Annotated in this window: 14 protein-coding genes; 5 read left to right on the plus strand and 9 right to left on the minus strand. The window is 46.8% G+C overall.

The window, feature by feature from the left end; translation table 11 throughout:
* Positions 1-9: 9 nt before the first annotated feature.
* The gene (locus OCU49_RS11330) at positions 10-795 is read right to left on the minus strand and encodes a PhzF family protein (RefSeq protein WP_261845095.1); all 786 of its coding nucleotides are present in this window, start codon (positions 793-795) and stop codon (positions 10-12) included.
* A gap of 212 nt (positions 796-1,007) precedes the next feature.
* On the opposite strand from OCU49_RS11330, the gene OCU49_RS11335 reads away from it, so the two are divergent.
* On the plus strand, positions 1,008-2,444 hold the full coding sequence (locus tag OCU49_RS11335) for an aminotransferase-like domain-containing protein (RefSeq protein WP_261845096.1): 1,437 nt from the start codon (positions 1,008-1,010) through the stop codon (positions 2,442-2,444).
* A gap of 13 nt (positions 2,445-2,457) precedes the next feature.
* Here OCU49_RS11335 and OCU49_RS11340 read toward each other — a convergent pair whose 3' ends face one another.
* The 7 genes from OCU49_RS11340 to OCU49_RS11370 form a co-directional block, all read right to left on the minus strand.
* A complete protein-coding gene (locus OCU49_RS11340) occupies positions 2,458-3,705 on the minus strand; it encodes an NAD(P)/FAD-dependent oxidoreductase (protein ID WP_261845097.1) in 1,248 nt (415 codons plus the stop codon).
* Positions 3,706-3,928: 223 nt separating this feature from the next.
* Complete coding sequence (locus tag OCU49_RS11345) at positions 3,929-4,120, minus strand: hypothetical protein (protein ID WP_261845098.1); 192 nt, start codon at positions 4,118-4,120, stop codon at positions 3,929-3,931.
* A gap of 67 nt (positions 4,121-4,187) precedes the next feature.
* A complete protein-coding gene (locus OCU49_RS11350) occupies positions 4,188-5,180 on the minus strand; it encodes a TRAP transporter substrate-binding protein (protein WP_261845099.1) in 993 nt (330 codons plus the stop codon).
* Between the two features lie 83 nt (positions 5,181-5,263).
* Complete coding sequence (locus OCU49_RS11355) at positions 5,264-5,611, minus strand: transposase (protein WP_261845100.1); 348 nt, start codon at positions 5,609-5,611, stop codon at positions 5,264-5,266.
* Positions 5,611-7,053, minus strand: coding sequence for an aldehyde dehydrogenase (gene aldA / locus OCU49_RS11360; protein WP_261845101.1), 1,443 nt, complete (start codon positions 7,051-7,053; stop codon positions 5,611-5,613). Before aldA ends, OCU49_RS11355 begins: the two co-directional genes overlap by 1 nt.
* Positions 7,054-7,212: 159 nt before the next feature.
* Positions 7,213-7,473, minus strand: a complete 261-nt coding sequence (locus OCU49_RS11365; protein WP_261845102.1) for a cupin domain-containing protein — start codon at positions 7,471-7,473, stop codon at positions 7,213-7,215.
* Between the two features lie 71 nt (positions 7,474-7,544).
* Positions 7,545-8,837 (minus strand): NAD(P)/FAD-dependent oxidoreductase, encoded by a 1,293-nt coding sequence (locus tag OCU49_RS11370; protein ID WP_261845103.1) that lies wholly within the window; start codon positions 8,835-8,837, stop codon positions 7,545-7,547.
* A gap of 350 nt (positions 8,838-9,187) precedes the next feature.
* Here OCU49_RS11370 and OCU49_RS11375 point away from each other — a divergent pair, with 350 nt between their 5' ends.
* From OCU49_RS11375 to OCU49_RS11385, 3 genes are all read left to right on the plus strand, one after another.
* Positions 9,188-10,024, plus strand: a complete 837-nt coding sequence (locus OCU49_RS11375; protein ID WP_261845104.1) for a helix-turn-helix domain-containing protein — start codon at positions 9,188-9,190, stop codon at positions 10,022-10,024.
* 229 nt (positions 10,025-10,253) lie between these two features.
* Positions 10,254-11,522 (plus strand): glycosyltransferase, encoded by a 1,269-nt coding sequence (locus OCU49_RS11380; protein ID WP_261845105.1) that lies wholly within the window; start codon positions 10,254-10,256, stop codon positions 11,520-11,522.
* Positions 11,523-11,560: 38 nt separating this feature from the next.
* Entirely contained in the window at positions 11,561-12,475 is a 915-nt protein-coding gene (locus OCU49_RS11385; protein ID WP_261845106.1) for an AEC family transporter, read from the plus strand.
* Between the two features lie 18 nt (positions 12,476-12,493).
* On the opposite strand, the gene OCU49_RS11390 is transcribed toward OCU49_RS11385, so the two are convergent.
* Positions 12,494-13,411 (minus strand): DNA-3-methyladenine glycosylase 2, encoded by a 918-nt coding sequence (locus OCU49_RS11390; protein WP_261845107.1) that lies wholly within the window; start codon positions 13,409-13,411, stop codon positions 12,494-12,496.
* A gap of 249 nt (positions 13,412-13,660) precedes the next feature.
* Between OCU49_RS11390 and OCU49_RS11395 the strand changes: the two genes are divergently transcribed.
* Positions 13,661-14,605 (plus strand): LysR substrate-binding domain-containing protein, encoded by a 945-nt coding sequence (locus tag OCU49_RS11395; protein WP_261845108.1) that lies wholly within the window; start codon positions 13,661-13,663, stop codon positions 14,603-14,605.
* Positions 14,606-14,714 lie beyond the last annotated feature (109 nt).

Consider the following 14,714-nt stretch of genomic DNA (forward strand, 5'->3'; position numbering starts at 1 on the left):
GGCAATGAGCTATACGTAAATCTCGCCCTGCATGAACAGAACTGCTGTACCGCTCATACTTACCCGGTCGCCCTTATGCTGGCAATAGAGTGTGCCACCACGGGCTGACAGCTGTCTGGCAAGTAATACGTCTTTGTCCAACTGTTCTGCCCAGAAAGGAATCAGAGTGCAGTGAGCTGATCCGGTAACAGGGTCTTCCGGTATGCCTGCCTGGGGCGCAAAGAAGCGTGATACAAAGTCTGCCTGGTCGCCTTTAGCGGTAGCGATAACCGCAAAGTGGCTGTTGAGATCTTTAAACGCCAGTAAGTCCGGTTCCAGCGCCAGAATATCTGCTTCAGTTTCATAAACCAGCATCAGATCACGTGACTCCCATGCCGCTATTGGCGCTTTGCCCATGGCTTTAATTGCTGCCTCTGTAATTGCGGTTGGTGTTGGCATTCTGGCAGGGAAGTTTAGGCTAATACGTTCTTCTGCTTCCCGGGTAACAATCAGGTCGCCGCTTTTGGTCGTAAAACGAACGCTTTGGAGTGAGGGTTCTATAAAACGGAAAATGATATAGGCCGCTGCTAACGTGGCATGTCCACACAGATCAATTTCTACTGCAGGCGTAAACCAGCGAAGTTCATAGACATCTCCTGCCTGAACGATGTAGGCGGTTTCAGCCAGATTGTTTTCTGCTGCAATGCTTTGTAGCTGTTCTTCAGGAAGCCAGTTTTGCAATATGCATACTGCAGCCGGATTGCCGCCGAACAGGCTGTCAGTAAAGGCATCAACCTGATAAATAGGGATGTTCATTATAAATGACCTTTCTAGTGTGAATGGGCTTCAGATAAAGGTGAGCTGACGCCTTACCTCAGTGATTAAGTACGGAAGACGCCTTCTAAGCTGTGTGAAAAGTATATTTCGGGTATAGTGATTCAATACAGATTTAATAAAATAATATTTGTTCAGTACAGTTTTGGTATTTTGAAAACTGTACTGATTTTTAAGTGCAGGAACTGTATTGCATGGCGTTATATCGGGAAGTAGCTGCACGTATACAACAGCAAATAGAAGATGGTTTATTTGCGCAGGGGGAGCGTTTACCCGGAGTACGTAAGCTTAGTAATAGTATGGCTGTGAGTGTATCCACTGTAGTGCAGGCGCAACGCTTACTTGAAGACAGCGGCGTTATTAGCGCGCGTGCGCGTTCCGGATTTTACGTAACCCGGCAGTTAACACCGGTTACAGAATTACCAGCTGCTGGCTTGTCTGCAGGGCAGCCGGTACCTGTGACAACTGGTGAAGTTACACTATTTCTCGGTCAGCTGAGTCAACAGAAAGACTATACGCAACTTGGCTTTGCCATCCCGCATACGGATTTTTTGCCTATGCGGGCATTACAAAAATCCTTAATGCATGCTGTCAGACAGTTTGATGAGCGGGCAGCGGGTTATACGTCACCCGGGGGTAATGCTGAATTAAAAGCACAGATCAGCCGACGTATGCGGTTTGCCGGTAGCGAAGTAGACAGTGACGATATTCTGATAACAGGTGGTGCGCAGGAGGCATTAACACTGGCATTGCGCTGTATCGCAGAGCCAGGTGATGTTATTGCAATTGAGTCGCCAACTTATTACGGACTATTGCAGGCGGTTGAGTCTCTGGGTATGAAAGCCATTGAGGTAGCAACTGATCCGGCTGAAGGGATTAGTCTGGCAGCGCTTGAAATGGCCGCCAGACAATGGCCAATTAAAGCCTGCTTACTAATGCCAAATTTCCAGAACCCTTTGGGTGCAAAGCTGAGCGATGCGAATAAAAGCAAAATTATAGAGCTGTCGAAGGCCTATGATTTTATGCTGATTGAGGATGATATATACGGCGAGCTTAGCCAGACTGATCAGCGACCACCAAGCCTGCACAGTTTTGATCATATTTCTGATACTGAAAGTGGTCGGGTGATGTATTACAGCTCCTTTTCGAAAACAATTTCTCCGGGGCTAAGGATTGGTTGGCTGATCAGTCCGCCGGAATACCGGGTACGTTTGCGTCACTTGAAACAGATCCTGAATTTATCCAGCAACTCGCTGGCGCAGCTGGCGCTCACAGAATATCTCCAGAATGGTGGTTATGAGCGGCATTTACGTCAGGTAAGGCTCCGATATTGTGAGCAGGTACAACGAATCAGTCAGGCCGTAATTCGTTACTTTCCTGAGGGAACACGCATCAGCCAGCCACGGGGTGGTTATGTGCTTTGGGTAGAGCTGGTCAGAAATTTTGATACTCTGGCACTGTGTCAGCGCTTATTTGAGCTGAATATCAGCATAGCTCCGGGCCAGCTGTTCTCAGCGAATAAGCATTACCAGAATTGCTTACGGCTGAATTGTGCCCAGCCATGGGACGCAGAACTGGATAAGGCGCTTTTGGTTATTGGCCGGGAAGCAGAAAAGTTGTTGCCGGCCTGATTTACAGCAGGTATCAGCCAGACTGTTTTAGCAGTGTTTTAAGCTTTATGTCAGGGTCTGAAAGCAATGTCTGGTCTGCTTGAATACCCATTTCAAGCATGCGCTGTAGTATTCTTACGTCTGCCGATGCGGCAGTACCTTCCGCGATGCTGACAACGCTGGATAGTTTGCCATTGCGGAAGCCTAAATGAATTTCTTTACGGTCTGAATCCAGATCACCGCGCAGTAGCCAGTGTTCAGCTTCAACAGGAAAGCCAAGTGTTTGGATTTGCCAGTGATACTGGTCTGACCATAGCCATGGTACCGGGTTGTAGTCTTTATGGTTGCCCATAATGCTAGCGACAACGTTTTCAGCTTGCTGGTTGGCATTCTGATAGGACTCAAGCCGCTGATGTCGTTCATATCGGGATAGGAGGCTGGCAGCGCAGTCACCAATGGCATATACGTTATCAGCTGAAGTGAGGCCGCGAGCATCGGTAATAATGCCGTTATCGCATTGAATACCGGCGGCTTCAGCCAGCTGTGTATTAGGAGTTACACCAATGCCGACAATTACCGCTTCGAATTCCAGTTTACTTCCATCCTGAAATTGCACGCCTGAGACATTTTTATCACCAATAAAACCTTGGATGGCTGCGTTGCAGGTAATCTGATTTCCTTCGTTTTGATGTAACGCTGCTATTTTATTGGCAATGAATGCTGGCAGACTACGGGCCATAATGCGCGGGCCGGCTTCCAGCACAGAAGTTTTAATCCCAAGACTGCGGGCACTGGCGGCGACTTCCATGCCAATGAATCCACCACCAATGATTGCAATACTTTGAGCTTCCGCTAAGCGGGCTTTGATCGCCAGGCTATCTTTATTAGTGCGTAATAAATGCACACCGGGCAGATCGCAACCGGGTAATGGAAGGTTACGAGGTGTGGCACCGGTGGCAAATACCAGAATGTCGAAATCCGTATTCAGGTTGTTGTTGAAGGTGGCCTGTCTGGTTTGCAGGTTAAGATGGGTAATCCGAGTGCTGAGGTGCAGTTCGATATTCAGTTCAGCGTATGCTTCAGCAGTGCGCAGTAGCAAGTCTTCAGGCGTTTGGTTGCCGGTGAGTATGCTTTTAGATAATGCTGGTCTTTCATAGGGGGGAATAGCCTCTTCTCCCACTAGAATTATGCTACCGACAAATCCTTTCTGTCGTAGCTGCAGAGCAAGCTGACCGCCAGCCTGGCCGGCACCAATAATCAGGACGCGTTGCTGATCTGACATATATAAGCCTTCCGTGTTTATTATTGTTATCTGTTAGTCGGAATATAGAGCAGTTTTGCTGAACAAAGAAGCAGAGTATTTAGAAGTGCTTTTGTTGAACTATTCAAGCGACTGGATTTCGATTAGTAGTCAGCAACGCTTTATAAGTGTAAGGAACAGCCGTGATAATAGTTATATACGTAGCTAAGGATTTTCGATGTTGTTGGTATGCCTTCATTGATTACTATGAGTCAGCAGAGCTAATTGGTAGAGCCGTATGAGTGTGGCGAAAGTATTCTTTCTTTCTTTCTTTCTTTCTTTCTTTCTTTCTTTCTTTCTTTCTTTCTTTCTTTCTTTCTTTCTTTCTTTCTTTCTTTCTTTCTTTCCTTCTTTCTTTCCTTCTTTCTTTCTTGCGGGGTGGTGCCGTATCAGACACGAAAACGCCCGGCGCGGGGCCGGGCAGAAGCATAAGGGTCGAACTTAAATAACGCTAACAGGCTGGGTTAGATTTCTTCGCGGCCGAGGGCACGCAGTACGTTATTAATCTTATCTTTACCGCCAACGCTATCGTAGTACTTAGGCCATACTTCGCTGGTCGCCTTAGAGATCCATTCTGCTTCATCAACTTCAGCCCACTGCATGCCTTTGCTTAGCAGGTTGGCCTTTGCAGACGCTTCTTTATCACGAAGGAAGTCAGCACTGTGAAGGGTGGCTGCTTTGCCTGCCGCCAGGATTGCAGCCTGAACATCTTCAGGCTGATCCTGGTAGATAGATTCCGACATGATCATAGGTTCCAGCAGGAAGTTGTAATGAATGTTAGAAATGTAGGTTTGTACTTCATTGAATTTAACCGACTCGATATCTACAAGTGACAGGTCCTGACCATCGACGACCTGTTGCTGCAGAGCAGTGAACAGCTCAGACCATGCCATAGGTGTCGGGTTAATGCCCCATGCTTTATACGTATCAATCATTATCTCGTTTTTAGGCACACGGATAACCAGGTCCTGAAGATCATTAAGGTTAGCTACTGGGTGTTTGGAGTTGGTCAGTACCCGAAAGCCAGAAAAGGTCCAGCCGATGATACGTACGCCTGCATCACGAATAGTGTTATCAACCAGCTGTTGTGCAGCAGGGCTGTTGGTTAGCTCAACGGCTTCGTCAAGGCTCTGAATCATGTATGGCAGGGTGAATACGCCAACACTTGGGGAGAAAGGGGTAATGTTATTAATAGCTACGACGGAGAAGTCCAATACACCCAGTGCCGCATCGTTGATCGTATCCTGTTCTGAACCAAGCTGGCTGTTGTAGAACATTTTAGCGGTAGATTTTGCATCAGTATTCTTTTCCAGCTCGGAGACAAATTTACTGGCCAGTGCGTGTTGTGAACCACCCTGACCACCACCAAGTGCTATCTTGTATTCGGTAGCCTGTAATAAAGGGCTGGCACAGAACAGGGCGCAGCTTAACAGTAAAGATTTAGTTGTTGTTTTCATCTTTTACCTCTGGGTCGCGTATCTCAGGCGCGACATGTTAATAGTGAAGCGTAAAAGCTTCACGGTTTTTATATGCCCTTGGCCTATTTTAGTAATAGCAGCTGTCGGACACGGTTGGTTGTAATCGGTTGTGCATCCATAATTCCGGGAATTTGCTGTTCCCTGTTTTCAGTTGGCAGGCTGTTACGGATGACGTCCTGCAAAACTTGTTTATCAAGGCTGAGTTGCTTTACCTGTTTTTGCAGCAAGCGGTTGGTCTGCTGCAACTCAGTAAGTTGATCAATTGCGGCGGCGTTAAGGCCATTAAAGCGACGCTTCCAGTTATAGAAGGTGGTATCTGTGATTTTTAGCCGGTCACAAATGGTGCTAGCCAGCACACCACATTCCGCCATGAATAACGCCTGCTCGATAATTGCTGACTGAGTTTTCATTACCGGGACTGCCAGTACACCACTTGGGTTTCGGTGTATTCATACAGGCCGTGTTTACCGTCAGCACCACCAATTCCAGATTTACGCGTACCAGCGTGATAGCCCTGCATAGCTTCAAAGTGTTCGCGGTTAACGTAGGTTTCGCCAAACTTGAGTTCACGGCAGGCTTTCATTATCTCGTCGGCATCCTGTGAGAAGATGGAGGACGTGAGGCCAAACTCTGAGTCATTAGCGTGAGTCAGTGCTTCATCAAGGCTGTCGACAATCATTACTGGTAATACGGGACCGAAGATTTCCTGCTGCATAAGAGGGTGTTGGTTGTCTTCAACCTGAAGTACCGTCGGCTGGTAGTGATGTCCGGCAACATTTGCGACTACGTCACCACCGCAGAGTACTTTTGTGCCGTCTGCTTTTGCGGCGCTGACCATTGCGGCAACCTTATCCAGTCCTTGCTGGTTAACCAGTGGGCCCATCTCGATCTTTGCATCTTTGAGAGGGTCACCAAGTTTGGTATCGGACATTGCAGCGGTAATTTTTTCGAGAAACTCGTCAGCAACATTGCGCTCGACGTAAACCCGTTCTGCGCAGTTACATACCTGACCAGTATTGATAATGCGGGAGTCACGGATAGCTTTAACTGCAAGATCGATATCAGCTTTAGCGGTAACAATGGCCGGGGCTTTGCCGCCCAGCTCTAAATTAACTTTAGTGACGTTAGCGGCGCAGGTAGCCATGATCCGCTTGCCTGTTTCAACGCTACCCGTAAAGCTCACCATGCCGACGTCTTTATTTTCACAAAGAGCAGCACCACTGGTACCTTTACCTGCTACCAGGTTGAAAATACCAGCAGGTAAATCGGTTTCAGCAACCAGTTTTGCAAATTCAAAGGCATTGTTTGGCGTTTCTTCGCTGGGCTTGATGACTATGGCATTACCGGTAACCAGTGCTGGAGCGAGTTTGCGGGCGATCAGGAAGAACGGGAAGTTCCATGGGAGGATTCCGCCGATTACACCGATGGGTTTGCGTTGTAATAAAATGGTTTCATTGGGCCGGTCGCTGGTTATCACTTCGCCTTCAATACGGCGTGCCCATTCAGCCATGTAATCCAGGTAGTCAGCCGTAAAATTAACTTCAACCTCTGCAAGACCCATTACCTTGCCTTGCTCTGCAACAATAGTTCGTGCCAGAGCGGGTACGTTTTCACGTAACTTGTTAGCAATCTGACGCAGATAGCCAGCCCGTTCTATCGCGGGTTTACGTGACCATTCAACCTGAGCGGCTTTAGCAGCAGCAACAGCCTGGTTAACGTCATCAGCATTACTGTCAGGAATGGTAGACAGTAATTCGCCGTTAGCAGGGTTGGTTACGTCGATCCGCGCGTCAGAAGAAGCGGAAATAAACTGGCCATTTATAAAGTTTTGGTAATGTTCAGTGCTGCTCATGGAGAAGACTCCTTTGTTATTGTTAGCAGGTGCGTTTTTTTAAGATTTCAGTTGTGACGTTTGAAGATCTGTTTAGCTAAGTCTGTAAAAAGTCCGTATGCAACGCGCGTAATGAGGGTCGTCATAAGAGCTTTAAACAGAGTGCTCAGGTACAGCGCTTCAGAAAAACTTAAAGTGCTTTCGGATTGGCTGGCGGATATCCCAGTTCACCAATAAGCCAGCTTCAACGGTCACTAAATCACCCTGATAGATGGTTTTATCGATACCGCACTTTGTTGTCAGGCGTGCTTCTCCATCGAGGATGTAGAACATCTCTTTGGCGGTGTAGTCTTCATCAAAGTTACAGGGTTCCTTTTCCCAAACAGGCCATTGTGTAACAGTGTTAAGTTGGGAGTTGCTCGGTGATTCAATAGAAATCATTTGCCTGTCCATATTTTAATTATTTTAATATCAATTGATTGAAGCAATTTAATAATGTTAATTATTGATTGTTAGCTGGTTCTTGTGTCCATCGAGTCACGCATTTCGTAGTACTTTATAGCGCTGTAAACGCCTAGCTTGTGCATGCCGTGGAATGGAAAAGCTTTGAAATTGGTTGTTGGTATTGCCAGGTCTTCGGGCGCTTTACCTAAGACCCTCTCAGATAGAATGCGGCCCATGACTGTGCCCATGGCAACGCCACGGCCGTTGTAGCCAAGGCCGGCCAATATGCCGGGTGCAGGTTCGTGCAAATGAGGTAATACTTCAGGTGTAAATGCCAGTCGGCCGCCCCAGTAAACATCAAGATCTGCAGCTGAGAATTGAGGGAAAACGTGGTTGATAGCTTTATGCAAACGCTTACGGTCAGCGTTATTGCATTGCTCGCTCATGCCGAGACTGCCGAAGAGTAGGCGGTTCTTGTTGTCTTTTCGGCAGTAATAAATCACCCGGCGGGTATCTGAAAGGGTGTGCCCCTGCGGCAGGATAGCGTCATACTCGTCATCAGTAAGTGGGCGGGTTACAGCCTGTACGCTGATTAACGGAACGATTGTTTGTTTAAGACCTTTCAGTGTGTTGTCGGTATAGCCGTTAGTGCAGAACAGCACCCAGTCACTGGTGACTTTCCCTTTAGGGGTGTTTATTTGCCATTGCTTATCAGCTGGTGTGATGCTGAGGGCTGGGCTTTGAGAATATATTTCTGCTCCATGCTGACTGGCAACGCGGGCCAGTTCACGGCTGTAGGACAAAGGTTGAATGCAGCCACCGGATTTTACGACTGTTGCTGTCTGGTATGCGTTGGATCCACTTACACGCTGTAATTCTTCGCCTTCAAGAAAGCTGATATCAAGGCCAAACTCAGACCAGCCTTTATGCATTTCTTCCAGATCTTTGATAGCACTATTACAGTGTGCACCACGGATCCAGCCATTCTGAACGGCATCACAATCCAGTTTGTATTCGTTAATCAGATTAAATAATTCGTTACCAGAATTTACATAGCTTTCCAGCATGCGGGGGCCATAAGTGTCGCCTAGCTGAGTAATGATCTTTTCTGGAACAGCGTGAGCTAGTGGATTGACCTGGCCGCCAGTACGCCCAGAAGCACCCCAGCCTGGTTCATGGGAATCCAGCAGTGCAACGTTAAGACCTGCCTTTGCTAATTCCAGTGCCGCTCTTAATCCGGTTATACCGGCGCCAATGATGGTCACGTCACGGCGAATCTCTTCCTGCAGTGAGTTGCCCGGTTGTGCCGGAACGGCAGTCTGGGTCCAGAAGGAAGGATTGGTGGATTGCGGAAGGGACATCTTTAGCTCCGTTCATGCTGTCGTGAGTGACAGGTTGTTATCTGAGTGCCGGTTCAGAGTATCAACGGAGGTAGCGCTTCAACCATTTGGCTGGCTTGTACGCTTTGAAGCTAAAGCGCTGCATTTATTGTGCGTTTGGGATGCAGCGCTTATGTAAATTGCGCTTTGTGCTCGGTTTTTAAGCTTTATTAAGGTAAGTTTCTGTATATCGATGGGCTTTGGCATTGGTTACGTGCAGCGCTTAAGAGCACAAAACTGGTTTAAAGCTAACGTAAGCTGTAAAGCCTAGCTAAGTAAAAAACAGAGTATTAGTGAACCGGTTCAGAGACCGGTCAGAGGTGAAGTTTTTCATGCAGCCAAATGATGATCTGGCAAATTTTGCCGCTAATCTGCAGTTCTTATGTGGCTTTTACAGTTCTATTTCAGAGGTTTGCCGCCGGTTAGAAATTAACAGACAGCAATTTAACCGCTATCTGAACGGTAAAGCTTTTCCATCGTTTAAGAACCTGAAGAAAATCTGTGACTTTTTTGGTGTAGAGAGTGAAGAAATTGTTGAAGCACCTGGCGTATTTAAGACCAGGGTTTCGCCACCAGATACCGTTAATGCCCAGCAGGCTATCCCGACAAACTTAGCGAATATTATTTTGCCCTTACTGAAAAGCCCTAATCAGGGGCTGGAACGGTATGAAGGCTATTACTACCGTTACTTTTATTCGTTTGGTTTTCCTGGATTTATCTTCCGCTCATTTGTGAAGATATATAAGAGCGATGATATTTACTACATGAAGCACATTGAGCGTTCCAGCGGTAAGAATCCTATGCTGGGCGCAAGGCTAACCATCAAATATCACGGTTTGGTATTTCTATTGGCGGACAGATTGTTTTTAGTTGAATCAGAGCCTGAGTTAAATTCGACCGTATCGGAAACAATACTGACCCCTAGTTATCGGCCTAATAACCCGTATCTTTCCGGATTAATGATCTGTGCATCAAGCTGCAGTGCCCATCAGCCAGGTGCAGCCCGGACAATGTTTGAATATCTGGGTAAAAATATCGACGTACGTAAGGCTATGAAGAAATGTGATTTATTCCATCATACCGATGACAACATTCCGAAGAATATCCGTCAGGCAATTAGTAATGTCATAACGCCTGAGGAGTTTACCTTTCATCCGCCGAGGGGGTGACAGCTAAAACTGGACAACTCTTCATTAAAAAAAACACGCAGATTAAGTTTAAAGTTGTTAAAAACCCCAAGCCAGATGTTTTGTTTTGGTCAGTCCGGTTATTTTTGTAACAGTTACTTAGCAACTTTTTTGCGTAAAATTTAGTAATATAGATGCTTCACCCGGACTGGAATCTTTGCCGTATGTATATTCAGTCCGATTGCTTACGATATCTGACAATGGATTTTTAATGTCTCTCAAGCTGTTGATTATTGGTTATGTTTGGCCTGAGCCCCGGTCTTCTGCGGCGGGCAGCCGAATGATGGAGTTGATCGACTTTTTTCAGCAGCAGGGCTATGAAGTGACATTTGCCAGCCCGGCGGCATTAAGCGAGCACCGGGCTGATCTGAAAGCGATAGATGTTCATGAGGTGGCAATCGAACTTAACAGTGAAAGTTTTGATGGTTGGGTGCGTAACCTGGCACCGCAGATTGTTATGTTCGACCGTTTTATGATGGAAGAGCAGTTCGGTTGGCGGGTAGAGCAGCAGTGTCCGGAAGCCTTACGGATTCTTGATACTGAAGATTTGCATAGCTTACGTCAGGTGCGGCATCAGCGCTTTAAGAAACTTGATCCGGCAGAAACGCTTGATAAGCAATTCGATGACAAGCATACGCTGTTCTTAGAAATGTCTGAGCTGGATATCGCGCAGCGCGAAATAGCAGCAATCATGCGCTCTGATCTGAGTATTATGATTTCACGGTTCGAGATTGAGTTACTGACGGAATGCTTTGGGGTTCGTATGGAAAACCTCGTGCATTTACCTTTCATGCTTGAGCGGGAGAATATAACTCTGCCACGATTCACCGCCCGTGAACATTTCGTTACTGTCGGCAATTTCAGGCATGCGCCGAACTGGGATTCAGTTTTATGGCTTAAACAGGTCATCTGGCCCCGTATTCGGGAGCAGCTGCCGGAAGCAGAATTACATGTATACGGTTCTTATCCGCCCAAAAAAGCAACTGACTTACATCGTCCTGATGATGGCTTTTTTGTTGGTGGCTGGACGCCAGATGTTCATCGGGTACTGAGTCATGCACGAGTGTGTCTGGCGCCGCTACGTTTTGGTGCGGGCATTAAAGGTAAGTTTACCGATGCAATGCTTAATGGCACGCCATCAGTGACGACCCCGGTTGGGACTGAATCTATGCATGGTGAAATCCCATGGTGCGGTGAAGTGGCTGAATCTGTGCCGGCGATTGTTGCCGGGGCTGTTCGTTTGTATAACGATGCCGAGTTTTGGCTGGATTGTCAGCAAAATGGTTTTGACATTCTGGAAGCAGAGTTCTCCCGCGACAAAATACAGGCAGCTTTTCTAGAGCAGATAGAAAGTACCCAGGCCAAGCTGGTTGTAGCCCGCAAAGAAAACTTCATGGGGCAATTGTTGCGGCATCATCATCACAAAAGTACTAAATACATGTCGCAGTGGATAGAAGCTAAGAACAAGCTTCTGTCCTGAGTATTTGTTGTCAGTCGATTTATCAAAACGGGAATTTCATGTTAGCTGCACTCGCAAATCCTATTTTGCCGATTTTTGCTGTTATTTTTATCGGTATTGTCTTTGGCCGCAAAGGGATCTTTACGCCAGAAATGGCCAAGGCTCTGAATACTTTTGTATTTTATATTGGTCAGCCGGCTCTGATCTTTTTACTGGCGGCACGTTCGCCATTAGATGCTTATGATGTAACAGCATTGGGGAGTTATTTTGCTGTAGAAGTCGCTCTATATGCAGTAGTGGCATTCGTTGCTGTCAGAGTCTTCGGAACTTCACTGGGTGAAGGCCTGGTGCTGGGGATGACCACAGTATTTGTGAACCACCTCTATTATGTTTTACCGATAGTTACTTTACTCAAAGGTGAGTCTGCTGCTATTCCTGTTGAAGGGGCAATCTTTACTGATCTGGCAATCTTGTATTGCGGCACAGTATTTATCGTTGAGCTGATCTCCAGGGGAGGTGCTTCTGTCTCACAGGTACCTGTGATTCTTGCCCGAAATCCCGCTCTGTGGGCACTGCTGTTAGGTCTGATGGCAAATCTTTCAGGATTTGGACTGCCAGAAGGTCTGTATACCTTTGCAGACTTTGTTGGCCGCACGGCTCCGGCAACTTTGCTGTTTGTATTAGGTATTACCATGGCGAATGTCAGGCTGTTCAGTATCGATAAGCTGACGGGCCTGGTGATTGCACTGGCATTGATTGCGCAACCAGCTCTGATGTATTTGCTGGGGCAGTTCAACGGTGCTGATGCACAGTGGCAGGCTACTTTAGTGTTACTGGCAGCGGGACCCTGTGGCGCCATGCCGTTTGTGATTGCACTGAAATATGGAATTCCGACGGACCGGCTAACCCGGGCTATTTTAGCAGCCACTGTATTGTCACTGCCGAGTCTGGCATTCCTGACCCGGTTTGTTTAATCGCTGCTGAGGTAAACTTCAGCCCATCTCCCACAGATGGGCTGCGACAAGGGAGCGAAAAGGGCGAAACTGCTCCAGCCATTCCGCCGTTCTAGACGGACTGATTTTGTCTTCAAGCTGTAGCAGCTGAGTTAGGTTGCGCCTAACTGCGGCATCTGTTTCCAGGGATTCATCCAACCAGCCAAAGCCTCTTAGCAACCCATAGTTTATCGTCCAGGGTCCTATGCCTTTCAGATCGAGTAAGGTCTGACGGACATTCTCCGCGCCCAGGGCCTTCAGCCAGTTTTGGCTAAAATAACCTTCACTGATCACATGACTGCTAAGGTTCAGCAGACAATTAGCTTTACTGTCTGACAACCCACAATTACGTAGTTGTTGATAGCCCAAAGCGTTTATATGCTCAGCATCAGGATAGCAGTGCATGCTGGTGCTATGCAGAACAGCAGCAGTCTGAATCAGTCGGCTACGGATACTGATTGCAGCTGTTACGCTTATTTGCTGGCCAATAATCGCCCATGAGAATGCTTCAAAGGGAGACGCGACGGTGGGAATACGTAAGCCACTGTTATTTGCAATCAGTGAACCCAGCAGCGGGTGATCTCTATACTTTTGCTCAAATAATGCGACATCCTGATGCAAACCGAGCATACGTTCAGTGAGTAAGGAAAGCTCAGCTTCTGTAGTTTTGCTGGGGCCATCAACCAGCAGTTCTGCCGTAGCCTGTGAAATTTTGGATGTAGGATTATGTTTTGGGAAACGTATCGCTATCAGAGCAGGCTTACCTTGCCAGATAATGCCTTTATCTATTCCCGGTGTATCTGAATTTTGATCATGAATCCGCTCTGCCAGTTGCTGCTTGTCGCGTTGGTGATAGGCGAGAATACCCTCGATATGAAAGTTTTCAGGAAGGTTCAGTTGAATTAAGGGTGATGTCATCTGTGTCTTACATGGTGTCTTAGGGGGGAATAGGATATCTGACTGTAACAGCCCTGAAAGTGGTAAACACCAAGTTTCTTGCGGTTATATCAGAGGTGCGTATGCCATCGCTCTGAATCTTGATTGGGTTTTATGATGAACAAAATTAAAAAAAACTTAGCGGAGTATTTGAATTAGATTTTGCTATTTAATACTTTCTTTGCTTAAATTTTTTTAATTCAAACAAAAATGATTGCTGAGGTTACGGTCATGCATTTTACCCTTAAACAGTTACGCTATTTCACCACTGCAGGTGAGTTTAGCAGTGTAACTAAAGCGGCAGAGGCGCTGCATGTATCTCAACCGTCGATTTCTTCGGCAATTTTACATTTGGAAGATGTAACCGGATTACAGTTATTTGTCCGCCATCATGCGCAAGGGCTCTCGCTTACGCCGGCTGGGCGTAAGTTTGTGCTTAAAGCTAAGCAGTTATTGCAGGACGCCGAAGGACTTGGGCATTATGCCAATACATTGGGTGAAGAAATTGCAGGATCATTAAAGGTGGTGGGCTTTCCGACTTTTACACCTATTCTGATGCCTTCATTGATGAAAGCATTTATTGATGCTTATCCTGAAGTGAATATTCAGTGTGATGAAAACCATCAGAAAGATCTGATTCAGAGTTTGCATGAAGGGCGCTATGAGCTGGGCCTTACCTATGACCTGCAAATACCCGCTGATATTGAGTTTGAAGCGGTGATTGAGTTCCCCCCTTATGCGGTACTGAATAATGCCCATCCGCTGGCTGAGAGAGATGAGTTATCGCTAAAAGAGCTGGCGGATTATCCTATGGTAGTACTGGACTGGCCGATGAGCCGTGATTATTTCTATTCGCTGTTTTTAAGTCAGGATCTCGAACCTAAGTTTGCCTACAAAGCACAGTCGCTTGGCATGGTGCGTGGCTTAGTGGGTAATGGGTTTGGATACTCGCTGTTTAACTCGCCACTGGCAAGTAATCTGGCTTTGGACGGAACTGAGCTAAAAGCTATACCGTTGAAAGACAAACTGCGTCCATTGCGGATGGGAATAGCCAAGGTAGCCCAGTTAAGGCTGACACCTGCAGCCCAGGCTTTCGTGCAAATGCTGAAAACCCAGACTACTGAGCTTACTGATGCAGTGTTTACCGATAAGCGCTTCCACAAACCGCTGGACTGAGTTGTAAAGACGACGTTATAAATAGTTTTGAATAGCGGGCCTCAGGGCCCGTTTTTATTGAAGTTAATGCATCTGGATTAATAAATTTAATGCAGGTGGAAACTATATA

The sequence above is a fragment of the Aliamphritea ceti genome (genome assembly GCF_024347215.1).
GTDB lineage: Bacteria > Pseudomonadota > Gammaproteobacteria > Pseudomonadales > Balneatricaceae > Amphritea > Amphritea ceti.